Source organism: Arhodomonas aquaeolei DSM 8974, assembly GCF_000374645.1.
GTDB lineage: Bacteria > Pseudomonadota > Gammaproteobacteria > Nitrococcales > Nitrococcaceae > Arhodomonas > Arhodomonas aquaeolei.
In genome coordinates this window covers 39,078-60,089 of record NZ_KB894817.1, presented here as the reverse complement: position 1 = coordinate 60,089, position 21,012 = coordinate 39,078, and the positions used below count along the sequence as shown (strand labels likewise).

Genomic DNA, 21,012 nt, shown 5'->3' with positions numbered 1-21,012 from the left:
CGTCACGGCCGCGGCAGCGTGACCCCGCGCTGGCCCATGTACTTGCCCTCGCGGTCCTTGTAGGAGAACTCGCAGACCTCGTCCGACTCCAGGAACAGCATCTGCGCCACGCCCTCGTTGGCGTAGATCTTCGCGGGCAGGTTGGTGGTGTTGGAGAACTCCAGGGTCACGTGCCCCTCCCACTCCGGCTCCAGGGGCGTGACGTTGACGATGATCCCGCAGCGCGCGTAGGTGGACTTGCCCAGGCAGATCGTGAGCACGTTGCGCGGGATGCGGAAGTACTCGATGGTGCGCGCCAGGGCGAAGGAGTTCGGCGGGATGATGCACACGTCCGCGCACATGTCGACGAAGCTCGCCTCGTCGAAAGCCTTCGGGTCCACCATCGCCGAGTTGATGTTGGTGAACACCTTGAACTCGTTGGCGCAGCGCACGTCGTAGCCATAGCTCGACGTGCCGTAGGAGATCATGCGCCCGCCGTCCGCACCGACGCGCACCTGACCGGGTTCGAAAGGCTCGATCATCCCGGACTCCTCGGCCATGCGCCGGATCCACTTGTCGGACTTGATCGACATGGGCGCAACGCTCCCGTCAGCAGCCACCGAAATAGCCGGCTATTCTCGCCCGGCGCTCAGTCATCGTCCACCCGGATGTCGGGGAAGCGGCTCGCCCCGGCGGCGGCCTGGCGCGACAGGCGCGCCGCGGTCGCCAGCGCGGCCTCGCGATAGAGCGCCGCCTCGCGGCCGTTCGGGTCGGCGGCCACCGTCGGCCGCCCGGCATCGGTCTGCTCGCGGATGCCGATGGACAGCGGCAGCGAGCCCAGCAGCGGAACGCCCTCGGAGGATGCCAGCTGCTCGCCGCCGCCGGCGCCGAAGATGTGCTCCTCGTGGCCGCAGTGCGAGCACACGTGCAGCGCCATGTTCTCCACCACGCCGAGCACCGGCACCTTCACCTTCTGGAACATGCGGATGCCGCGGCGCGCATCGAGGGTGGCGATCTCCTGGGGCGTGGTCACGATCACCGCACCGGCCACCGGCACGCGCTGGGCGAGGGTGAGCTGGATGTCGCCGGTCCCCGGCGGCAGGTCGATGAGCAGGTAATCCAGATCGCCCCAGCGGGTGTCGTTGAGCAGCTGGGTGAGGGCCTGGGTGACCATCGGCCCGCGCCAGACCATGGCGTCCTCCTGCTTGACCAGCACACCGATGGACATGACCGCGACGCCGTGGGCCATGAGGGGGAGGATCGACTTGTTGTCCGGGCTCTCGGGGCGGCGGCCGTCGAGCCCCATCATCCGCGGCTGGCTCGGGCCGTAGATGTCGGCATCGAGCAGCCCGACCTTGGCGCCCTCCTCCGCCAGCGCCAGGGCCAGGTTCGCCGCCGTGGTGGACTTGCCCACGCCGCCCTTGGCGGAGGCGACGGCGATGATGTTCTTCACCCCCTCCATGGGCTCGAGCGAGGCCTGCACCTGGCGCGGGGACACGGACCAGTCCACGGTCACGGTGACCCGCGACACCCCCGCCTGCTCCAGCACCCGGGTGACGGAGGCGGTCAGCGCCTCGCGGTAGTGCGCGGCGGGGAAACCCAGCCGCAGGGTGACGTTCACCGCGTCCCCGTCCACCTCCAGGCCGGCCAGCGCGCCGGCGCTCACCAGGTCCGTGCCGAGGTTGGGCTCCGTCCACCCGCCGAGCGCCGCCTCCAGCACCTCGCGTGTCAGTTCCGCCATGATCCCGCTCCATTGTCGATTCCGCTGATGGCGGGGATTCTACATCCGCCGCCCCGGGCAGGGCGAAAGCCCCGCGCGAGCCCATCCGGGTCCGGCAGGCTGCTAGACTCCGGTAAAACAGGGATGTCGCCATGCCTGAGCCCTTCGAGCTGCGCACCGCCGAGACACCGGACCTCGCTGCACTGGAGCGTATCGAGGCCGCCGCGTTCACCGGCGACCGCCTCAGCCGCCGCAGCCTCCGCCACCTGCTCACCCGCGCGCACGCGGATGTCCTGGTGGCGGTCACGGGTACCGGGGTGGCCGGCTACGCCGCCGTGCTCTACCGCCGCGGCACATCGCTCGCCCGGCTGTACTCCATTGCAGTGGCCCCCGGCCACCACGGCCAGGGCCTCGGCCGGCGGCTGGTGGCCGGCGCGGAGGCGGCCGCGCTGGACGCCGGCTGCGCCGCCCTGCGCCTGGAGATCCGGCCCGACAACACCGCCTCGCGGACACTGTTCGAGCATCTCGGCTACCGCCGCTTCGGTGTGCTGCCGGACTATTACGAGGACCACGCCCCGGCCCTGCGCTACGAGCGCCGGCTCACCGACAGCACGGCCCGACCGCCGCGGTCCGTGCCCTATTATGCCCAGACCCTGGAGTTCACCTGCGGGCCGGCCGCGCTGATCATGGCCATGCACGCGCTCCGCCCGACCCTCGTCCCCGGGCGGCGCCTGGAGCTGCGGCTCTGGCGCGAGGCGACCACCATCTTCATGACCTCCGGCCACGGCGGCTGCGGCCCCTACGGCCTGGCCCTGGCCGCCCACCGGCGCGGGTTCGCGGCGGCGGTGCACGTCAGCACCACCGGGCCGCTGTTCGTCGAGTCCGTGCGCACCCCGGCCAAGCGCGAGGTGCTGCGCCTGGTGCACGAGGACTTCGTGGCCGAGGCCGCCGACGCCGGCATCCCCGTGCACCCCGGCGGCCTGGACCTCGCGGGCCTGGACACGGCGCTCACCGGCGGCGCGCTGGCGCTGGTGCTGATCAGCCTCTACCGCTTCTACGGCGAGCGGGCGCCGCACTGGGTCGTGGTCACCGGCACGGACGCCCGCTATGTCTACCTCAACGACCCGTGGATCGACGTCGCGGACGGCCGCACCGCCACGGACTGCATCAACCTGCCGGTACTGCGCGGCGACTTCGAGCGCATGGCACGCTATGGCCGGGGCGGCCAACGTGCGGCGGTGGTGATCGCTGCCGGGGCCCTGCGGGAGGCGGCACCGTGACCCGCACCCTCATCGTCGTCGAGCACCGCCGCGACTGGGCGCCCTACGCCGCCACCAGCGAGGTGATCACCGCCGACGACTACCTCTTCGACCCGGCCTGCCGGGGCGCCGGCCCCGGCACGCGGGTGATCAATCTCTGCCGCGGCTACCGCTACCTCTCCACCGGCTACTACTGCTCGCTGCTCGCCGAGGCCCGCGGCCACCGCGTGATCCCCAGCGTGCGCACCATCAGCGATCTCTCCCGTCGCGCGATCTACAGCCTCGACACCGCGGTGCTGGACGAGCGCCTGCGCGGACCGCTGACGGTGGAGAGCGGCGACGGGGACGGCCCGATAAAGGTGGACGTATTCTTCGGCACCGCCTCCGACCCGCGCTTCCGCGAGCTCGCCCGCCAGGTCTTCGAGACCTTCGCCGCGCCGCTGCTGCACCTGGAGCTGCATCGCCAGGACGGGCGCTGGCGTATCGCACGGCTGCGCACCCTGTCCCTGAACCGCCTGGACGACGCCCAGGAAACGGCCTTCGCGGCAGCGCTGGAGCGCTTCAGCCATCACGTCTGGCGGCGGCCGCGGCACCGGCGCACGCCGCGCTATGACCTGGCCATCCTCCACGACCCGGACGAGCGCCTGCCCCCGTCGAACGCCCGCGCCCTGCGCCACTTCCAGCGCGTGGGCCGGGGTCTCGGCGTGACCGTGGACCTCATCACCCGCCGGGACTACGGCCGGCTGGCGGAATACGACGCGCTGTTCATCCGCGAGACCACCGCGGTATCGAATCACACGTACCGCTTCGCCAAGCGCGCCGAGGCGGAGGGCATGCCCGTGATCGACGACGCGGCCTCCATCCTGCGCTGCACCAACAAGGTCTATCTCGCGGACCTGCTGGAGACCCACGGCATCCCGCGGCCCGCCGGACGCATCCTCCACCGCGGCCGGCGCGACGACCTGGCCGCCGCCGGCGACGCGCTGGGCTTCCCGCTGGTGCTCAAGATCCCGGACGGCTCGTTCTCCCGCGGCGTGGTCCGGGTCGCCGCGCCGGAGGCACTGAGCAACGCGGCGGCGGGGCTGTTCGCACACTCGGATCTGATCATCGCCCAGCAGTTCGTGGTCAGCGACTTCGACTGGCGCATCGGCGTGCTCGACGGCGAGGCGATCTTCGCCTGCCAGTACTTCTTCCCCCGGGGCCACTGGCAGATCGTGCGCCACGGCCCGGGCGGCACCGTGGACGAGGGCGACGCACGGACCTTCCCGGTGGCGGAGGCACCGCAACACGTGGTGCACCTGGCGGTGCGCGCCGCCAACCTCATCGGCCGGGGGCTCTACGGCGTGGACGTCAAGCAGGCCGGCCGGCGTGCGCTGGTCATCGAGGTCAACGACAACCCCAACCTGGACGCCGGGGTGGAGGACGCCTGCCTCGGCGACACCCTCTACCGCCGGGTGCTGGAGTCGTTCATCCGCCGACTGGAGGCTCGCCACCGCGGCCCGGCCTGACCCGCAGGGGCCGCGGCGTAGTAGACTGCGGGGCCGCGAATGTCGTGCGATGGTGCCGTTGCAGAGGGTGCCGCCGCGCGGACGGCCGATACCCGGACACCACCCACCCGCAGCGGACGACGGACCGACATGGACAACGCACTCGCCACCGACACGCCGGCACTCGCCCTGCGCTTCGCCGGCCCCGGGGACTGCCCCACCATCCTCGCGTTCATCCGCGAGCTCGCGGACTACGAGCGCCTCAGCCACGAGGTCGTGGCCGACGAATCCCGGCTCATGGACACGCTGTTCGGCGATCACCCCTACGCCGAGGTCATCATCGCCGAGCTCGATGGCGAGGCCGTCGGCTTCGCGCTGTTCTTCCACAACTACAGCACCTTCCTCGCCGCCCCGGGGATCTACCTGGAGGACCTCTACGTCCGCCCCGTGGCCCGCGGCCACGGCATCGGCCAGGCCCTGCTCACCGCCCTCGCCCGGCTGGCGGTGGCGCGCGGCTGCGGCCGGCTGGAGTGGTCGGTGCTGGACTGGAACGCCCCGGCCATCGGCTTCTACGAGCGCCTCGGCGCCCGGGCCCAGGATGAGTGGGTCGGCTACCGCCTCACCGGCGACGCCCTGCGCGGGCTGGCCGCCACGGACGCGCCGTGACCGGGACACGCGACAACGTCGTGCTCATCGGCATGCCCGGCGCCGGCAAGAGCACCGTGGGCGTGCTCCTCGCCAAGCGCCTGGGCAAGGCCTTCGTCGATACCGACGTGCTCATCCAGCAGCGCGAGGGCCGCTCCCTGCAGGCGATCGTGGACGCCGGCGGCGCCGCCGATCTGCGCCGCATCGAGGGCGATACCCTCGCCGGGCTCGAGGTGCATGATCACGTCATCGCCACCGGGGGCAGCGCGGTCTACAGCGAGCGGGCGATGGCCCACCTGCGACGCGACGGGGTCATCGTCTACCTGTCCGTACCCTGGCCGGAGATCGAGCGGCGCATCCACAATCTGGACAGCCGGGGCATCGCCCGCGATCCGGCCCAGAGCCTGCGCGCGGTCTACGACGAGCGGGTGCCGCTCTACCGCGCCGCCGCCGACCTCTGCGTGGACTGCACGGGCCTCGGTCAGCACGAGTGCATGGAACAGGTGGCATCCGGGCTCGCCGCGCGCGGCGCGCCCGACTAACACCCCCGGCGGGCTTGCCCTGCCGCGACGTCATCCGGCTATGCTCTGCACTCCCCGGCAGTGACGGCAGCGAGGTGACCGGCACGTGGACGAGCAGACATACAACCGCGAGGAGACGGCGCGGATCTTCGATGAGGCGCCGTTCGCCCGCACCCTGGGTCTGGAAGCCGTGGACATCGCCGCCGGCCGCTGCGAGAGCCGCATCCGCCTCGGCGAACGCCACCTGCAGCAGGACGGATTCGTCCACGCCGGTGTCCAGGCCGCCATGGCGGACCACACGGCCGGGGCCGCCGCCGGCACGCTGCTCGCGCCCGGTTTCCGGGTGCTCACCGCCGAGTTCAAGATCAACCTGCTGCGCGCCGCGCGGGGCGAGACCCTGCGCTGCGTGGCCACGGTGCTCAAGCCGGGACGCACGCTGATCGTGGCCGAATCGGAGGTCCACTGCGCGGCCCCGGCGGGCGACGAACGACTCGTGGCCAAGGCCACGGTGACACTCTCGGTAATGGCCGTACCCACCGGAACGGAGGAGACGCGATGACGATCGAGGTGTTCGGCTACCCGAACAGCCGCAGCACCCGCGTGGTCTGGGCCCTGGAGGAGGCCGGCGCGGCGTACGACTACACCCTGGTCGACCTGGGCCGTGGCGAGCACCGCGGCGAGCGCTTCCGTGCGCTCAACCCCGCGGGCAAGCTCCCGGCCCTCCGTACCGGCGACGCGCTGCTGACCGAGTCGCCGGCGATCTGCCTGTGGGTGGCTGAAACCTACCCCGACGCCGGGCTCGCCCCCACGGACCCGCAGGGGCGCACCGAGCTGATGCGCTGGCTGTTCTTCATCGCCACGGAGCTGGAGCAGCCGCTGTGGACCATGGCCAAGCATCGCTTCGCCCTGCCGGAGAAACTGCGGGTGCCGGACGTCATCCCCACGGCACGCCGGGAATTCACGATGGCAGCGGACCTGCTCGCCGACGCCCTGGACGGCCGCGACCACCTGGTGGGCGGACGGTTCAGCATCGCCGACATCCTCGCCGCGCACACCCTGGCCTGGGCCCGGGCGGCGAAGGCACCGATGGAACAGCCTGCCCTCGCGGCCTATGCCGAGCACCAGCTCGGCCGGCCGGCGTTGGCGCGGGCCCGGGCACGGGAGCAGTCGGCCCTGGAGAGCCGGCAGCAGGAGGGCTAGGCGACGATGGCCGCGACGCCGGAATACTTCCACCTCGATGTCCTCGGCCATCGCCTGCGCGCGGCGGCCTGGCGCCGTGACGGACGCTGGCAGCCCGGGCGTCCGGTGCTGGTCTTCCTCCACGAGGGGCTCGGCTGCATCGAGTTCTGGCGGGACTTCCCGGCACGCCTGGGACAGACGCTGGGGCTGGACGCCTTCGCCTGGGACCGCCTCGGCTACGGCGGCTCCGATCCCCTCGACTACACCCGCACGCCGGCCTACCTGCACCACGAGGCCCACGACTGGATGCCGGCGGCACTGGACGCCGCCGGCCTGTCGGACGTCATCCTGGTCAGCCACAGCGACGGAGGCAGCGTCGCCCTACTGTACGCGGCCCGGCACCCGGTCCGCGCCTGCGTGACCATGGCGGCCCACGCCTTCGTCGAGCCTCACACCCTCGCCGGCATCGCCGCCGCCGAACGCGCCTTCGCCGAGACCGACCTGCCGGCGAAGCTCGCGCGCTATCACGGGGACAAGACCGAGACGATATTCCGCGCGTGGACGCAGACCTGGCAGGCGCCGGACTTCCGGGACTGGAATATCGAGGCCGACCTTGCGGGCATCCACGCCCCCACACTGGTGATGCAGGGAGCGGACGACGAGTACGGCACCTCCGAGCAGGTCCGTCGCATCGCCGCGGCCTGCAGCGGCCCCGCCGAACAGGCCTTGCTCCCCGGCTGCGGCCATACCCCCTACCGGGAGGCGCCCGAGACCGTGATCGCGGAGATCGAGGCGTTCCTGAACCGCCACGATATCCCCGGTCCGCGCTGACGCCTCCGCCGGCCGTGTGCGACGGGGCTTCGCAACGCCCACCGGGTCACCACCGGGGACGTCGCACGCCTACGGCGCACGACCTACCCGACCGGGCTGACGCCTCCGCCGGTCGCGGGCGCGCATGGACGGCCGGGGCGACACCGCACTCGGGAACGGGGCGACGCTGGCCCTGGACCATCGTCGAACCGGCGCGCTTTGCACACTGAGAATGGCCGGCGCACTCCCGTCCAGTAACATGCCCACCGCGGCATCTGGCATAATGCGGTGTTCCTGTCGAAGTCAGCGAACACGCCCCCTATGACGCGAAAGATCCTCGTCACCAGCGCCCTGCCGTACGCCAACGGGCCGATCCACCTCGGCCACCTGGTGGAGTACATCCAGACCGACATCTGGGTGCGCTTCCAGAAGCTGCAGGGCAACGAGTGCTACTACGTCTGCGCCGACGACGCCCACGGCACCCCGATCATGCTCAAGGCCCGCGAGCAGGGAGTGACGCCGGAGACGCTGATCGAGCGCATGAGCGCGGAGCACCAGCGGGACTTCGCCGGCTTCGGGGTGGCCTTCGACAACTACTATTCGACCCACAGCGAGGAGAACCGCCAGTTCTCCGAGCTGATCTACGCCCGGCTGCGCGACGCCGGCCACATCGAGCGCCAGACCATCACCCAGGCCTACGACCCCAAGGAGGGGATGTTCCTGCCGGACCGCTACATCAAGGGCACCTGCCCGCGCTGCGGTGCCGAGGACCAGTATGGCGACAACTGCGAGGTCTGCGGGGCGAGCTACTCGCCGGACGAGCTGCGCGATCCGGTCTCGGTGATCTCCGGCGAGCGCCCGGTGGAGCGCGAGTCCGAGCACTACTTCTTCCGGCTGCAGGACTTCGAGGAAATGCTCCGGGAGTGGGCCTCCGCCGGCCGGCTCCAGGAGGAGATGGCCAACAAGCTCCAGGAGTGGTTCGACGAGGGCCTGCGCGCCTGGGACATCTCCCGGGACGAGCCCTACTTCGGCTTCGAGATCCCGGACGCGCCGGGCAAGTACTTCTACGTCTGGCTCGACGCGCCGATCGGCTACATGGCGAGCTTCCAGAACCTCTGCGAGCGGCGCGGGCTGGACTTCGACAGCTTCTGGAAGGCGGACTCCGAGGCCGAGCTCTACCACTTCATCGGCAAGGACATCCTCTACTTCCACGCCCTGTTCTGGCCGGCGATGCTCCACGGCGCGGGGTTCCGCAAGCCGACCATGGTGACCGCCCACGGCTTCCTCACCGTGGACGGGCAGAAGATGTCCAAGTCCCGGGGCACGTTCATCATGGCGGACACCTACCTCCGCCACCTCAACCCGGAGTACCTGCGCTACTACTTCGCGGCAAAGCTCGGCGGCAGCGTCCACGACCTGGACCTCAACCTGGACGACTTCGCCCAGCGCGTGAACGCCGACCTGGTCGGCAAGCTGGTGAACATCGCCAGCCGCTGCGCGGGCTTCATCACCAAGCGCTTCGACGGCCGCCTCGCCGACACCCTCGACGCGCCGGAGCTGTTCCGCAAGTTCACCCAGGCCGGCGAGCAGATCGCCGAGCTCTACGAGCGCCGGGAGTTCTCCCGGGCGGTGCGCGAGATCATGGCCCTCGCCGACGAGGCCAACCAGTACATCGACGAGCAGAAGCCCTGGGTCATCGCCAAGTCCGGCGAGGACGAGGCCCGGCTGCAGGCGATCTGCACCCAGGGGATTAACCTCTTCCGCGTGCTCACCATCTACCTCAAGGCAGTGCTGCCGAAGATGGCCGCGGACGCGGAGGCGTTCCTCGCCCTGGAGCCCCAGCGCTGGGCGGACGCGCGCCAGCCGCTGCTCGGGCACACCATCAACCGGTTCAAGCCGCTGATGACCCGGGTCGATCCCGACCGCATCCAGGCGATGATCGACGAATCCCGCGAGAGCCTCGCGCCCAGGGGGCAGACCAAGCCAGCGCAGGCGCAGGCCCCGGGCGAGCCCATCGCCGAGCAGATCGACTTCGATACCTTCGCCGGGGTGGACCTGCGCGTCGCGGAGATCGTCAACGCCGAGCACGTGGACGGCGCCGACAAGCTCCTGCGCCTGACCCTGGACCTCGGCGGCGAGCAGCGCACGGTCTTCGCCGGGATCAAGAGCGCCTACCGGCCGGAGACCCTCGTCGGGCGGCTCACCGTGATGGTGGCGAACCTCAAGCCCCGGAAGATGCGTTTCGGCGTCTCCGAGGGCATGGTCCTCGCCGCGGGCCCCGGGGGCGAGGAGCTGTGGCTGCTCTCGCCGGACAGCGGCGCCCGTGCGGGAATGCGCGTGAAGTAGGCCGCGGAGCGCGCCCATGACGGAGCTCGCCCTCATCCTGGTGTCCACCGTGCTGGTGAACAACTTCGTGCTGGTGAAGTTCCTGGGGCTATGCCCCTTCATGGGGGTGTCGCGCAGCCTGGACGCCGCCATCGGCATGGCGCTCGCGACGACCTTCGTGCTCACGCTCTCCTCGGTGGCGAGCTACCTCGTGGGCACCTACCTGCTGGCCCCGCTCGGGCTGGGGTACCTGCGCATCATCGCCTTCATCCTGGTAATCGCCGCGGTGGTGCAGTTCACCGAGATGGTGGTCCGCCACACCAGCCCGGTACTCCACCAGGTGCTCGGCATCTTCCTGCCGCTGATCACCACCAACTGCGCCGTGCTCGGCGTGGCCCTGCTCAACGTCCAGCAGGCCCACGACCTGGTGGCCTCGGCGCTGTACGGCTTCGGCGCGGCGATGGGCTTCTCGCTGGTGCTGGTGCTCTTCGCCGGGCTGCGCGAGCGCCTGGACGGCGCGGACGTGCCCGCGCCCTTCCGCGGCGGCGCCATCGCGCTGGTCACCGCCGGGCTGATGTCGCTGGCGTTCATGGGCTTCAGCGGCCTGGTCACCGCGGGGGGCTGACCATGTGGGCGGCGCTGCTCGTGCTCGGTGGCCTCGGCCTCGCCTTCGGTGCGCTGCTCGGCTTCAGCGCTCGGCGGCTGCGTGACGACGACGACCCGCTGGTCGAGCGCATCGACGCGGTCCTGCCCCAGACCCAGTGCGCCCAGTGCGGCTACCCCGGCTGCCGGCCCTACGCCGAGGCCGTCGCCAGCGGCGAGGCGGACATCAACCAGTGCCCGCCCGGCGGCGAGACCGGCGTGCAGGCCCTGGCCGAGCTCCTCGGCCGCGAGCCCAAGCCGCTGAACCCGGACAACGGCGAGGCCAAGACCGAGGCCACGGTCGCCTGGATCGACGAGTCCGTGTGCATCGGCTGCACCAAGTGCATCCAGGCCTGCCCGGTGGACGCCATCGTCGGCGCGCCGCAGCACATGCACACCGTCATCCGCGACGAGTGCACCGGCTGCGAGCTCTGCATCGAGCCCTGCCCGGTGGACTGCATCCACATGGCACCGCGGGAGACCGGCGTGCGGGCCTGGCGCTGGCCGCTGCCGGCGGAGCCGGGGCGGCCGTGAACGCCGCCCATCGCTTCCCCGGCGGGCTGCGGCTCGAACCCAACCGCGCGATCTCCACCCGCCACCCGGTCACCGCGGTGCCGCTGCCCGAGCGCCTGATCCTGCCGCTGGGCGCCGCCCTCGGCGCCCCCGCGCAGCCCTGCGTGAGCGAGGGCGAGCGGGTGCGCGCGGGCCAGTGCCTGGCCGAGGGCGAAGACCCGGCGGTGCCGCCGCTGCACGCCCCGGCGGGCGGGCGGGTCGCAGCCATCACCGCGCATCCCGCGCCCCACCCCTCGAATCTGGCCGTGACCAGCCTGGTCCTGGAGACGGACCCCGACGCGGCGGCCGAGCCCGCGTGGCCCGCCCTGGACGCCGGCGCCGACCCGGCGGCGCTGCGCGCGCGCGTCCACGCCGCGGGCATCACCGGCCTCGGCGGCGCCGGGTTCCCCACCGCCGCGAAGCTCGCGGACGCCGCCGGGCGGGTGCACACGCTGGTCCTCAACGGCGCGGAGTGCGAGCCCTGGATCAGCTGCGACGACATGCTCATGCGCACCCGCGCCGCGGCCGTGCTCTCCGGCGGCCGGCTGCTGGCCCGGGCCGTCGGCGCCGGGCGCATCGTCGTGGCCCTGGAGGCGGACGCGGAGGCAGCCCTCGAGGCCGTGACCGCCGCGGCGGATGACGACGTCGAGGTGGTCACCGTCCCGGCCCGCTACCCGGCCGGGGGCGAGCGCCAGCTGGTCCAGGCGCTCACCGGCCAGGAGGTCCCCGCCGGCGACCTGCCCACCACGCTCGGCATCCTCTGCCAGAACGTGGGCACCGCCGAGGCCGTCCACCGGGCGGCGGTCGAGGGCCGTGCGCTCACCCACCGCTACGTCACCGTCACCGGCGACGCGGTCGCCGACCCGCGGGTGGTGCTCGCCCCCCTGGGCGCACCGTTCTCCGACCTCCTCGCGGCGGCCGGCGGGGCGACGCCGGGGCTCGACCGGCTGATCATGGGCGGGCCGATGATGGGCTTCACCGTCGCCGACCCGGCGGTGCCTGTCGTGGCCGCCACCAACTGCATCCTCGCCGCCACCACGGCGCTGTGTCCGCCACCGCAGCCGGCGCTGCCGTGCATCCGATGCGGCGCCTGCGCCGAGGCCTGCCCCGCCTCGCTCCAGCCCCAGCAGCTCTACTGGCACGCCCGTGGCGGCGAGGTCGACACCCTGGCGGCACTCGGCCTCGGCGACTGCATCGAGTGCGGCGCCTGCGCCTACGTCTGCCCCAGCCACATCCCGCTGATCCAGTATTTCCGCCACGGCAAGGCGGAGATGGCGGACGCCCGCCAGGCCCGGACCATCGCCGAGCGCGCCCGCGAGCGCTACGAGGCCCGTCAGGCACGGCTCGCCCGCGAGGCCGAGGAACGCCGCCAGCGCCGCGAGCAGAAGAAGGCACAGGCGCGCAGCGGCGGCGACGCCCGCAAGGCCGCGGTCGCGGCCGCCCTGGAGAAACGGCGCCGCCGCCGCGGAACGGCGGAATCCGACGGCGATGACGGGGGACGCCCATGACCCTGCGCCAGGCCGTCTCCCCGCACCTGCGCCCGCCGCGTACCGTCGGCGGCACCATGCGCCTGGTCCTCTACGCGCTGGTACCCGGCGTGCTCGGCCAGCTGTGGTTCTTCGGCGCCGGCGTGCTCTGGCAGATCGGCCTGGCCACGGCCACCGCGGTGGCCACCGAGGCCGCCATGCTCCACCTGCGCGGCCGGCCGCTGGCGCTGTTCCTGCGCGACTGGTCGGCGGTGGTCACCGCCGTGCTCCTGGCGGTGAGCCTGCCGGGACTGGCGCCCTGGTGGATGGCCGTGCTGGGCACGGCCTTCGGGCTGGTGTTCGCCAAACACCTGTACGGCGGCCTCGGCCACAACCCGTTCAATCCGGCGATGGTGGGCTACGTGGTGCTGCTGGTGGCCTTCCCCCGGCTGATGAGCCAGTGGCCGGCACCGGCGGGGCTCGCCGGCGGGGCACCCGGACCGATCGCCGCCGCCCACGCCATCTTCGGCGGCGGGGTGGACGCGGTGACCGCGGCGACGCCGCTGGACGCCGTGCGCACCCAGCTCGGTCAGGCCCTGACCCTCCCGGAGATCCGCCAGGGACCGCTGTGGGGCGCACTCGGCGGACGGGGCTGGGCGGCGATCAACGGCCTGTACCTCGCCGGCGGCGCCGTGCTGGTGGCGACGCGCACCGCCGACTGGCGCATCCCCGCCGGCGTGCTCGCCGGCATCGGCGTGCCCGCGGCCTTCCTCTGGGCCATCGACCCCAGCCTCCACCCGGGGCTGTGGTTCCACTGGGCCAGCGGCGCGACCATGCTCGGTGCCTTCTTCATCGCCACCGACCCGGTATCCGCGGCGACTACCCCCCGGGGCCGGCTGATCTTCGGTGCCGGCATCGGCGTGCTGACCTGGCTGATCCGGACCTGGGGCGGCTACCCCGACGCGATCGCCTTCGCGGTGCTGCTGATGAACATGGCCGTACCGCTGATCGACCGCTACACCCCGCCGCGGATCTATGGCCACCCCCGCGGGGGCGGCCATGACTGAGGGCACCGCCCGCGGGACGGTCATCGCCGCCACCGTGCTCACCGCCTGCGCGCTGGTGGGGGCGGCGCTGGTGGCCCTCACCCACCGGGAGACGGCCCCGGCGATCGCCGCCAACCGCGAGAGCGCGGTGCGCGAGCGCCTCACCGCGGTGCTGCCGCCCGGGCCCTTCGACCGCTCCCCGGCGCAGGCGCCGCTGCAGGTGCGGGCGCCGGCGGCGCTGGGCAGCCGCGACGCCCTGCCGGTCTACCGTGCGGTGCGCGACGGCAAGGTCATCGCCGTGGTCTTCACCGCCGTCGCCCCGGACGGCTACGGCGGCGCGATCCGGCTGCTGGCCGGCGTGCAGCGCGACGGCGGCATCACCGGGGTGCGGGTGATCGCCCACCAGGAGACCCCCGGGCTCGGCGACGCCATCGAGGCGGACCGCTCCGACTGGATCCGCCAGTTCCACGGCCGGCGCCTCGGCGCCCCGCCGGCGGAGGCCTGGCGGGTGGCCGCCGACGGCGGCGCCTTCGACGCCATCACCGGCGCGACCATCACCTCGCGGGCGGTGACCGGCGCGGTGCGGCGGGCACTGGTATACTTCCGCGCGCATCGCGAGCGACTCCTCACGACGGACGGATGACGACGACCATGGCAACCCCCGGCGCGCAACGCATCCTCGCGGACGGGCTGTGGCACAACAACGCCGGCCTGGTCCAGCTCCTCGGCCTGTGCCCGCTGCTGGCGGTGAGCGCGACCGTGGTCAACGCCCTGGGCCTGGGCCTCGCCACGACGCTTACCCTGCTCGCCTCCAACACCACGGTCTCGCTGCTGCGCCGCCAGGTCCCCGCGGAGGTCCGCATCCCGGTGTACGTGCTGGTGATCGCGACGTTCGTGACCGTCATCGGCATGCTCATGAACGCCTATTTCCACGCCCTCTACGGCATCCTCGGCATCTTCATCCCGCTGATCGTGACCAACTGCGCGATCCTCGGCCGGGCCGAGGCCTTCGCCTCCCGTCACCCGGCCGGGCCGGCGGCGCTGGACGGGCTCGCCACCGGCGCCGGCTTCACCGCGGTGCTCGTCGTCCTCGGCGCCGGCCGCGAGGTACTCGGCCGGGGCACGCTGTTCCACAACGCGCACCTGATCCTCGGCGACTGGGCCCGCGGCTGGGAGATCGCGGTGCTGCCGGGCTACGACGGCTTCCTTCTCGCCGCCCTGCCCCCGGGCGCCTTCATCGGCCTGGGGCTGCTGCTCGCCGGGCGCAACGCCATCGACGCGCGCCAGCGCCGCCGCCGGCACGCCCGCGCCGGCGCCCCGGCCGGCGGGGAGGCGGCCGCATGAACCGCGAGCGCCGTGCCGGGATATTCCGGCGGCTGGCGGCGGAGAACCCGGCGCCGACCACCGAGCTCAACTACACCACGCCCTTCGAGCTGCTGGTGGCGGTGATCCTCTCCGCCCAGGCCACCGACCGCGGCGTGAACAGGGCAACCGCGCAGCTGTTCCCGGCGGCAAACACACCGCAGGCGATCCTCACCCTCGGCGAGGAGGGGCTGAAGGGCTACATCAACTCCATCGGGCTCTACAACGCCAAGGCGCGGAACATCATCGCCACCTGCCGCATCCTCATCGAGGAGCACGGCGGCGAGGTCCCGCGGGAGCGCCGGGCACTGGAGGCGCTGCCCGGGGTCGGGCGCAAGACCGCCAACGTGATCCTCAACACCGCCTTCGGCGAGCCCACCATCGCCGTGGACACGCACATCTTCCGCGTCGCCAACCGCACCGGGCTGGCGCCGGGCCGCACCGTGCGCGAGGTGGAGGACCGGCTGACGCGCTGGACGCCGAAGTCGTTCCTTCGCGACGCCCATCACTGGCTCATCCTCCACGGGCGCTACGTGTGCACGGCGCGCCGCCCGCGCTGCGGGGCCTGCGTGATCCACGACCTCTGCGAGTTCGACGACAAGACCGATTACGCCGGCGAGTGAGCGCCACCACCGACACACCACCCGGGAGAGTGCATTCATGCTGGGTCAGGACCGCAACCAGATGCGCCGTTTCTACCTGGAGAGCTGGCGCAAGGCACAGGACGGCGAGCCCATGGACCCCATGGAACGGCTGGTCGCGGAGGTCGTCGCCGAGCACCCGGAATACCACGGCGTGCTCGCCGACGGCGAACGCGCCCTCGGCCGGGAGTACCTGCCCGAGGACGGCGAGACCAATCCCTTCCTGCACATGGGCCTGCACATCGCCCTGCGCGAGCAGGTGGCGAACGACCGCCCACCGGGGATACGGCGCATCCACGAGACGCTGACCCGCGCCCACGGCGAGCGCATGGCCGCGGAGCACCGCATGATGGACTGCCTCGCCGAGGCCCTGTGGCAAGCCCAGCGCCAGGGCGGCATGCCCGACGAGGCCGCCTACCTGACCTGCCTGGAGGGGCTCGCCGCGGGGCGCGGTCCACAGGTCTGACCCGGGTCAAGTCATGGGGGCACGCACCGTGCTTTACTGGGCCCGGTAGAGTGCAACATTCCGGGACGCGGCCATGCAGAACGACACGGTGCACATCGCCGCGATACGCCGCGGCGACGACGAGGACCTCTCCGACACCTTCGCCGGCCTCGCCGACGACCTTCAGGCGAAGGGCGTCGCCGTGCGCGGCCTCGTCCAGCAGCGGAGATATAACGCCGCCGGCGCACTGAGCCGGCGCCTGACGGTAATCGGCAGCGACCGCGGTTTCGGCATTTCCCAGGCCCTCGGGGCCGGCTCCCGGGCCTGCAGTCTGGACACCGCCGCCCTGGCCGACGCCGCCGCCTGGCTGCAGCGCTTCCGTGCCGAACGTCCGGGGCTGATCATCATCGACCGCTTCGGCCCGCTGGAGGCGAAGGGCCGCGGGTTCGCGGACGAAATACTCGCCATCGTCACCGACGGCATTCCCCTGCTCACCTCGGTTCGCCCGGCGGAATCGGAGGCCTGGGAAGGCTTTACCGGCGGCCTCGCCGAGCGGCTGCCGTCGGATCCGGCCGCGATCACGGCCTGGTGCCGGGCCGCGATTCCAGGCTGAACGCCGCACCGCCCTGCAATCCCGATGGCCCGGACTTAACCAAAAGCCGGCCCCATCCCGGAATGCCGGACGCTTCCACAGGGAGACCGGGCGACAGCCTGAAGCCGAAGAGACAGATCGGCGACCACAACAACAATCCCGTTTCCCCCGGGGGTGACATGGAAGCGTTTCGTAATTTCCGCGTGAGCACGCGCATCTGGTCGATACTGCTTTGGGCCGTGATCGGCTTCGTCGCCGTGGCCCTGCTCGCCCTGGTGGCTGCCCGGCAGATGGTGCTCGACGAGCGCCGGGAAGGCGTCAGCCAGGTGGTGGAGGCGGCCACCGGCGTCATCGACCATTACCGCCGGCAGGCGGCGGAGGGAGACATCAGCGAGGCCCGGGCGAAATCGCTGGCCGCGGCGGCGGTCCGCAGCATGCGCTACCACGAGTACGACGACGGCTCGCGGGAGTACCTCTGGATCAACGACCTCGACGCGCGGGTGATCGTCCACCCGGCCAGGCCGTCGATGGAAGGACGCGACATGTCCGCGCTGACCGACACCGACGGCCGGCACATCTTCGAGGCATTCATACGCACCGCCAGATCCGACGGTGCCGGCTTCGTGACCTACCGCTGGCCCATGCCCGGCAGCGACCAGCCGGTGGAGAAGGTCTCCTACGTACGTCTCTACCAGCCCTGGGGCTGGGTGGTGGGCTCCGGGGTGTACCTGGACCGCGTCGACGGTGCCGTCACGGCCCTTGCGCTGGACCTGGCGTGGCAGGTCGGGCTCGTTCTGGTACTGCTCGCCGGCGTCGTGGCCATCGCCATCGGCAGCATCGTGCGTCCCCTCAACCGCGCGGTGGCGGGCATCCGGTCCATGACCGGCGAGACCGTCGATCTCACGCCGCGGCTGGATACCCGCGGCGGCGACGAGTTCACGGCGCTGGCGCGCAGTGTCAACGCCCTCACCGATACCTGTCGCGGCGCCCTGCAGAAGGCGGCCGGCGTGCGCGACGAGCTCGAGCGTTCCGCCGCCACCCTCAACGAGGTCACGGACGCCGCCGGCAACGGCATGGCCGCCCAGGAGGCGGATGCCGAGCAGCTCGCCACGGCGATGAACGAGATGGTCGCCACCGTTCAGGAGGTTGCCCACAACACCGCAACCGCAGCCGACGCGGCCGCGGAGGCGAGCCGCGAGACCAGCAACGGCCGCCGGGTGGTGGAATCGACGGTGGACGCCATCCAGGCCCTTGCCGGGGAGCTGGCGCACACGCGCAGCGCCGTGGAACGGCTCGCCAGCGAGTCCGACGACATCGCCGGCGTGCTCGAGGCCATCAACGGCATCGCCGAGCAGACCAACCTGCTGGCACTCAATGCCGCCATCGAGGCGGCCCGGGCCGGCGATCAGGGCCGGGGATTCGCGGTAGTCGCCGAGGAGGTCCGGCGGCTGTCGGCGAGCACCCAGGAATCCACCGAGCACATACGCACCATCACCGAGCGCTTCCAGTGCGGCGCCCGCGAGGCCACCGCGCGCATGGCCGAGAGCAGCAACCAGGCGGACAACGCCGTGAACCGCTCCGCCGAGGCCGGCGAGAGCCTCAACGCCATAACCCGCTCGGTGGACACCATCAGTGACATGGACACCCAGATCGCCAGCGCCGCCGAAGAGCAGGCGTCCACCGCGGAGGAGATCAATCGCGGGGTGGTGCGCATCCGGGACGTCGCCGGCGAGACCCGCGAGGGTGTCGAGCGGATCCGGGAGGCGGCACGACGCCAGCGGGGACTGGTCTCGGAGCTGGCCGACGAGCTCGCGAAGCTACAATTCTAGGCGCGGTATCCCGCGGCCGTGGCGGAAGGACCCGCCCGCCATCCGGCGGGCGGTGCCGACCTCAGTCGCGGCGCTTGGCGGCCACCCGCAGGCGCAGGGCGTTAAGCTTGATGAAGCCCTCCGCGTCCTTCTGGTCGTAGGCGCCCGCGTCGTCCTCGAAGGTGGCGATACTGCCGTCGAAGAGACTGTCGGTCTCCGACTGGCGGCCCACCACGATGACGTTGCCCTTGTAGAGGCGGATCCGCACGACGCCGTTGACGGTGCGCTGGGTCTCATCGATCAGCGCCTGCATGGCGCGGCGCTCCGGGCTCCACCAGTAGCCATTATAGATGGCCTCGGCGTACTTCGGCATGATCTCGTCCTTGAGGTGCGCGGACTCGCGGTCGAGAGTGATCGACTCGATCGCGCGGTGGGCGCGCAGCAGGATGGTGCCGCCGGGGGTCTCATAGCAGCCCCGGGACTTCATGCCGACGTAACGGTTCTCGACGATGTCGATGCGGCCGACACCGTTCATGCCGCCGAGTTTGTTCAGCCGCGAGAGCAGCTCCGCCGGACTCAGGCGCTCGTCGTCGATGGCCACCGGATCACCGTTCTCGAAGGTGATGTCCAGCTCCATACCCTCGTCCGGGGCGCGCTCCGGGGCGACGCTCCAGCGCCACATGGACTCCTCGCTCGGCGTCCACGGGTCCTCCAGCACGCCACCCTCGTAGGAGATGTGCAGCAGGTTCGCGTCCATGGAGTACGGCGAGCCGCCGTCCTCGGTCTTGCCCTCGATCGGGATGCCGTGGCTTTCGGCGTACGCCAGCAGCCGCTCGCGGGAATTGAGGTCCCACTCGCGCCAGGGCGCGATCACCTTGATTCCGGGCTCCAGGCCGTAATAGCCGAGCTCGAAGCGCACCTGGTCGTTGCCCTTGCCGGTGGCGCCGTGGCAGACGGCGTCCGCGCCGGTCTCGCGGGCGATCTCGATCTGGCGCTTGGCGATGAGCGGGCGCGCGATGGAGGTGCCGAGCAGGTACTCGCCCTCGTAGAGCGCATTGGCGCGGAACATGGGGAAGACGAAGTCGCGGACGAACTCCTCGCGCAGGTCGTCGATATAGATCTCGTTGACACCGAAGCGCTCGGCCTTCTCGCGGGCGGGCTCGAGCTCCTCACCCTGGCCGAGATCGGCGGTGAACGTCACCACCTCGCAATTGTAGGTATCCCGCAGCCATTGCAGGATCACGGAGGTGTCCAGCCCGCCGGAGTAGGCGAGCACGACCTTTTTCACGTCACTCATCGCGCAGTCGTCCCTAGAATCGCTGAACCTGAATCGGCCGTGCGCGCATCCCGCTCGCGCGTCCGCACCGTAAACCGGACATGATCGAACGCGCGCCGGGACAAATCAACCGCCCGCGTGTCTGTATACTGATACGGCCATTCGCACTGCCGCCTCTCAGCGAGCCCGACGGAGCTGACCTTGGAGACGATCACCCTCACCCGCCCCGACGACTGGCACCTGCACCTGCGCGACGGCGACGTGCTCGCCGATGTCGTCCCGGCCTCGGCACGGCAGTTCGGCCGCGCCATCATCATGCCCAACCTGACACCGCCGGTGACCGACGCAGGCAAGGCCGCGGCCTACCGCGAGCGCATCCTGCGCCATACACCGCCGGGCTCCGGCTTCACGCCACTGATGACGCTCTATCTCACCGACAACACCACGCCGGCGGACATCGAGGCCGCCGCGGCGAGCGGCATTGTCCACGGGGTCAAGTTCTACCCGGCGGGCGCCACCACCAACTCGGACTCCGGCGTCACCGACCTCGACCGCTGCGACGACGCCCTGGCCGCCATGGCCGAGGCGGGCCTGCCGCTGCTCGTCCACGGCGAGGTCACCACCCCCGGGGTGGACATCTTCGACCGCGAGCGGGCCTTTCTCGGGGAACGCCTGGCACCGCTGATCGGGCGCCACCCGCGGCTGCGGGTGGTGCTGGAACACGTCACCACCGCCGCCGGGATCGAGTTCGTCCGCCAGGGCCCGGACCGACTGGGCGCCACACTCACGGCGCACCACCTGCTGCTCAACCGCAACGACCTGCTCGTCGGCGGCATCCGCCCGCACCATTACTGTCTGCCCATCCTCAAGCGCGAACGCGACCGGGAGGCGCTGCTGGAGGCGGCCACCTCCGGGGACCCGCGCTTCTTCCTGGGCACGGACTCCGCCCCGCACCCGCGTACCGCCAAGGAGAACGCGTGCGGCTGCGCCGGCGTCTACAGCGCCCCGTTCGCGATGGCGCTGTACGCCGAGGCCTTCGAGGCCGTCGGCGCGCTGGACCGGCTCGAGGGCTTCGCCAGCCACCACGGCGCCGACTTCTACGGCCTGCCGCGCAACGATTCGCGCATCCGCCTGGTGCGCGAGGACACGCCGGTGCCGGCGACGCTGCCGCTGGCGGGCGGGGAGATCGTGCCGCTGCGCGCCGGTGCCACGGTGGCCTGGCGGGTCGAGGACGCAGACGACGCCGGGTAGCCACGG

The 21,012-nt window shown here is 71.8% G+C and carries 21 protein-coding genes and 1 pseudogene; 19 read left to right on the top strand and 3 right to left on the bottom strand.

Annotation, left to right across the window (positions count from 1 at the left end; genetic code table 11):
- Positions 1–2 precede the first annotated feature (2 nt).
- Both dcd and apbC read right to left on the bottom strand, forming a co-directional pair.
- Positions 3–572, bottom strand: coding sequence for a dCTP deaminase (gene dcd / locus C516_RS0115375; protein WP_018719306.1), 570 nt, complete (start codon positions 570–572; stop codon positions 3–5).
- Positions 573–628: 56 nt separating this feature from the next.
- Positions 629–1,720, bottom strand: coding sequence for an iron-sulfur cluster carrier protein ApbC (apbC, locus tag C516_RS0115370; RefSeq protein ID WP_018719305.1), 1,092 nt, complete (start codon positions 1,718–1,720; stop codon positions 629–631).
- Positions 1,721–1,851: 131 nt separating this feature from the next.
- Here apbC and C516_RS0115365 point away from each other — a divergent pair, with 131 nt between their 5' ends.
- The 18 genes from C516_RS0115365 (at position 1,852) to C516_RS0115280 (ending at position 18,500) form a co-directional block, all read left to right on the top strand.
- Complete coding sequence (locus tag C516_RS0115365) at positions 1,852–2,979, top strand: peptidase C39 family protein (protein WP_018719304.1); 1,128 nt, start codon at positions 1,852–1,854, stop codon at positions 2,977–2,979.
- Positions 2,976–4,466 carry a RimK family alpha-L-glutamate ligase gene (locus C516_RS0115360; protein WP_018719303.1) on the top strand — a complete coding sequence of 497 codons (1,491 nt, stop codon included), beginning with the start codon at positions 2,976–2,978 and terminating at the stop codon, positions 4,464–4,466. The genes C516_RS0115365 and C516_RS0115360 overlap by 4 nt, the downstream gene beginning before the upstream one ends.
- A 129-nt stretch (positions 4,467–4,595) precedes the next feature.
- Complete coding sequence (locus C516_RS0115355) at positions 4,596–5,111, top strand: GNAT family N-acetyltransferase (protein ID WP_018719302.1); 516 nt, start codon at positions 4,596–4,598, stop codon at positions 5,109–5,111.
- Positions 5,108–5,632 (top strand): shikimate kinase, encoded by a 525-nt coding sequence (locus tag C516_RS0115350; protein WP_018719301.1) that lies wholly within the window; start codon positions 5,108–5,110, stop codon positions 5,630–5,632. Before C516_RS0115355 ends, C516_RS0115350 begins: the two co-directional genes overlap by 4 nt.
- 85 nt (positions 5,633–5,717) lie before the next feature.
- Positions 5,718–6,170, top strand: coding sequence for a PaaI family thioesterase (locus C516_RS0115345; RefSeq protein ID WP_018719300.1), 453 nt, complete (start codon positions 5,718–5,720; stop codon positions 6,168–6,170).
- Positions 6,167–6,811, top strand: coding sequence for a glutathione S-transferase family protein (locus C516_RS0115340; protein ID WP_018719299.1), 645 nt, complete (start codon positions 6,167–6,169; stop codon positions 6,809–6,811). Before C516_RS0115345 ends, C516_RS0115340 begins: the two co-directional genes overlap by 4 nt.
- A 6-nt stretch (positions 6,812–6,817) precedes the next feature.
- On the top strand, positions 6,818–7,621 hold the full coding sequence (locus C516_RS0115335; protein ID WP_018719298.1) for an alpha/beta fold hydrolase: 804 nt from the start codon (positions 6,818–6,820) through the stop codon (positions 7,619–7,621).
- Between the two features lie 300 nt (positions 7,622–7,921).
- Positions 7,922–9,946, top strand: coding sequence for a methionine--tRNA ligase (gene metG / locus C516_RS0115330; RefSeq protein ID WP_018719297.1), 2,025 nt, complete (start codon positions 7,922–7,924; stop codon positions 9,944–9,946).
- A gap of 16 nt (positions 9,947–9,962) precedes the next feature.
- A complete protein-coding gene (rsxA, locus tag C516_RS0115325) occupies positions 9,963–10,550 on the top strand; it encodes an electron transport complex subunit RsxA (protein WP_018719296.1) in 588 nt (195 codons plus the stop codon).
- Positions 10,547–11,101 (top strand): electron transport complex subunit RsxB, encoded by a 555-nt coding sequence (gene rsxB / locus C516_RS21205; protein WP_040409629.1) that lies wholly within the window; start codon positions 10,547–10,549, stop codon positions 11,099–11,101. The genes rsxA and rsxB overlap by 4 nt, the downstream gene beginning before the upstream one ends.
- Positions 11,098–12,627: an electron transport complex subunit RsxC gene (gene rsxC / locus C516_RS19765; protein WP_018719294.1), complete on the top strand. Its 1,530-nt coding sequence runs from the start codon at positions 11,098–11,100 to the stop codon at positions 12,625–12,627. The genes rsxB and rsxC overlap by 4 nt, the downstream gene beginning before the upstream one ends.
- Positions 12,624–13,652: an RnfABCDGE type electron transport complex subunit D gene (locus C516_RS0115310; protein ID WP_018719293.1), complete on the top strand. Its 1,029-nt coding sequence runs from the start codon at positions 12,624–12,626 to the stop codon at positions 13,650–13,652. The genes rsxC and C516_RS0115310 overlap by 4 nt, the downstream gene beginning before the upstream one ends.
- Positions 13,645–14,274, top strand: a complete 630-nt coding sequence (gene rsxG / locus C516_RS0115305) for an electron transport complex subunit RsxG (protein ID WP_026321229.1) — start codon at positions 13,645–13,647, stop codon at positions 14,272–14,274. The genes C516_RS0115310 and rsxG overlap by 8 nt, the downstream gene beginning before the upstream one ends.
- 8 nt (positions 14,275–14,282) lie before the next feature.
- Positions 14,283–14,975 carry an electron transport complex subunit E gene (locus tag C516_RS0115300; RefSeq protein ID WP_018719291.1) on the top strand — a complete coding sequence of 231 codons (693 nt, stop codon included), beginning with the start codon at positions 14,283–14,285 and terminating at the stop codon, positions 14,973–14,975.
- Entirely contained in the window at positions 14,972–15,616 is a 645-nt protein-coding gene (gene nth / locus C516_RS0115295) for an endonuclease III (protein ID WP_018719290.1), read from the top strand. Before C516_RS0115300 ends, nth begins: the two co-directional genes overlap by 4 nt.
- Positions 15,617–15,653: 37 nt before the next feature.
- Positions 15,654–16,100, top strand: a complete 447-nt coding sequence (locus C516_RS0115290; RefSeq protein ID WP_018719289.1) for a DUF1841 family protein — start codon at positions 15,654–15,656, stop codon at positions 16,098–16,100.
- 73 nt (positions 16,101–16,173) lie between these two features.
- Positions 16,174–16,692: a DUF2478 domain-containing protein gene (locus C516_RS0115285; protein WP_018719288.1), complete on the top strand. Its 519-nt coding sequence runs from the start codon at positions 16,174–16,176 to the stop codon at positions 16,690–16,692.
- A gap of 158 nt (positions 16,693–16,850) precedes the next feature.
- Positions 16,851–18,500 carry a methyl-accepting chemotaxis protein gene (locus C516_RS0115280; RefSeq protein WP_026321228.1) on the top strand — a complete coding sequence of 550 codons (1,650 nt, stop codon included), beginning with the start codon at positions 16,851–16,853 and terminating at the stop codon, positions 18,498–18,500.
- Positions 18,501–18,561: 61 nt separating this feature from the next.
- Here the strand turns inward: C516_RS0115280 and C516_RS0115275 are convergent.
- A pseudogene (locus C516_RS0115275) lies at positions 18,562–19,791 on the bottom strand (argininosuccinate synthase); the annotation flags it as partial.
- Between the two features lie 165 nt (positions 19,792–19,956).
- On the opposite strand from C516_RS0115275, the gene pyrC reads away from it, so the two are divergent.
- Positions 19,957–21,006 carry a dihydroorotase gene (gene pyrC, locus C516_RS0115270; RefSeq protein ID WP_018719285.1) on the top strand — a complete coding sequence of 350 codons (1,050 nt, stop codon included), beginning with the start codon at positions 19,957–19,959 and terminating at the stop codon, positions 21,004–21,006.
- Positions 21,007–21,012: the final 6 nt, after the last annotated feature.

What these genes read in the sequence shown, in the direction of transcription:
- C516_RS0115300 (WP_018719291.1), top strand. Translation starts at nt 14,283, where the DNA reads ATGGCAACCCCCGGCGCGCAACGCATCCTCGCGGACGGGCTGTGGCAC.
- dcd (WP_018719306.1), bottom strand. Translation starts at nt 572, where the DNA reads ATGTCGATCAAGTCCGACAAGTGGATCCGGCGCATGGCCGAGGAGTCC.
- C516_RS0115365 (WP_018719304.1), top strand. Translation starts at nt 1,852, where the DNA reads ATGCCTGAGCCCTTCGAGCTGCGCACCGCCGAGACACCGGACCTCGCT.
- C516_RS0115285 (WP_018719288.1), top strand. Translation starts at nt 16,174, where the DNA reads ATGCAGAACGACACGGTGCACATCGCCGCGATACGCCGCGGCGACGAC.
- C516_RS0115290 (WP_018719289.1), top strand. Translation starts at nt 15,654, where the DNA reads ATGCTGGGTCAGGACCGCAACCAGATGCGCCGTTTCTACCTGGAGAGC.
- apbC (WP_018719305.1), bottom strand. Translation starts at nt 1,720, where the DNA reads ATGGCGGAACTGACACGCGAGGTGCTGGAGGCGGCGCTCGGCGGGTGG.
- rsxG (WP_026321229.1), top strand. Translation starts at nt 13,645, where the DNA reads ATGACTGAGGGCACCGCCCGCGGGACGGTCATCGCCGCCACCGTGCTC.
- metG (WP_018719297.1), top strand. Translation starts at nt 7,922, where the DNA reads ATGACGCGAAAGATCCTCGTCACCAGCGCCCTGCCGTACGCCAACGGG.
- C516_RS0115340 (WP_018719299.1), top strand. Translation starts at nt 6,167, where the DNA reads ATGACGATCGAGGTGTTCGGCTACCCGAACAGCCGCAGCACCCGCGTG.
- rsxA (WP_018719296.1), top strand. Translation starts at nt 9,963, where the DNA reads ATGACGGAGCTCGCCCTCATCCTGGTGTCCACCGTGCTGGTGAACAAC.
- C516_RS0115335 (WP_018719298.1), top strand. Translation starts at nt 6,818, where the DNA reads ATGGCCGCGACGCCGGAATACTTCCACCTCGATGTCCTCGGCCATCGC.
- nth (WP_018719290.1), top strand. Translation starts at nt 14,972, where the DNA reads ATGAACCGCGAGCGCCGTGCCGGGATATTCCGGCGGCTGGCGGCGGAG.
- C516_RS0115280 (WP_026321228.1), top strand. Translation starts at nt 16,851, where the DNA reads ATGGAAGCGTTTCGTAATTTCCGCGTGAGCACGCGCATCTGGTCGATA.
- C516_RS0115310 (WP_018719293.1), top strand. Translation starts at nt 12,624, where the DNA reads ATGACCCTGCGCCAGGCCGTCTCCCCGCACCTGCGCCCGCCGCGTACC.
- C516_RS0115355 (WP_018719302.1), top strand. Translation starts at nt 4,596, where the DNA reads ATGGACAACGCACTCGCCACCGACACGCCGGCACTCGCCCTGCGCTTC.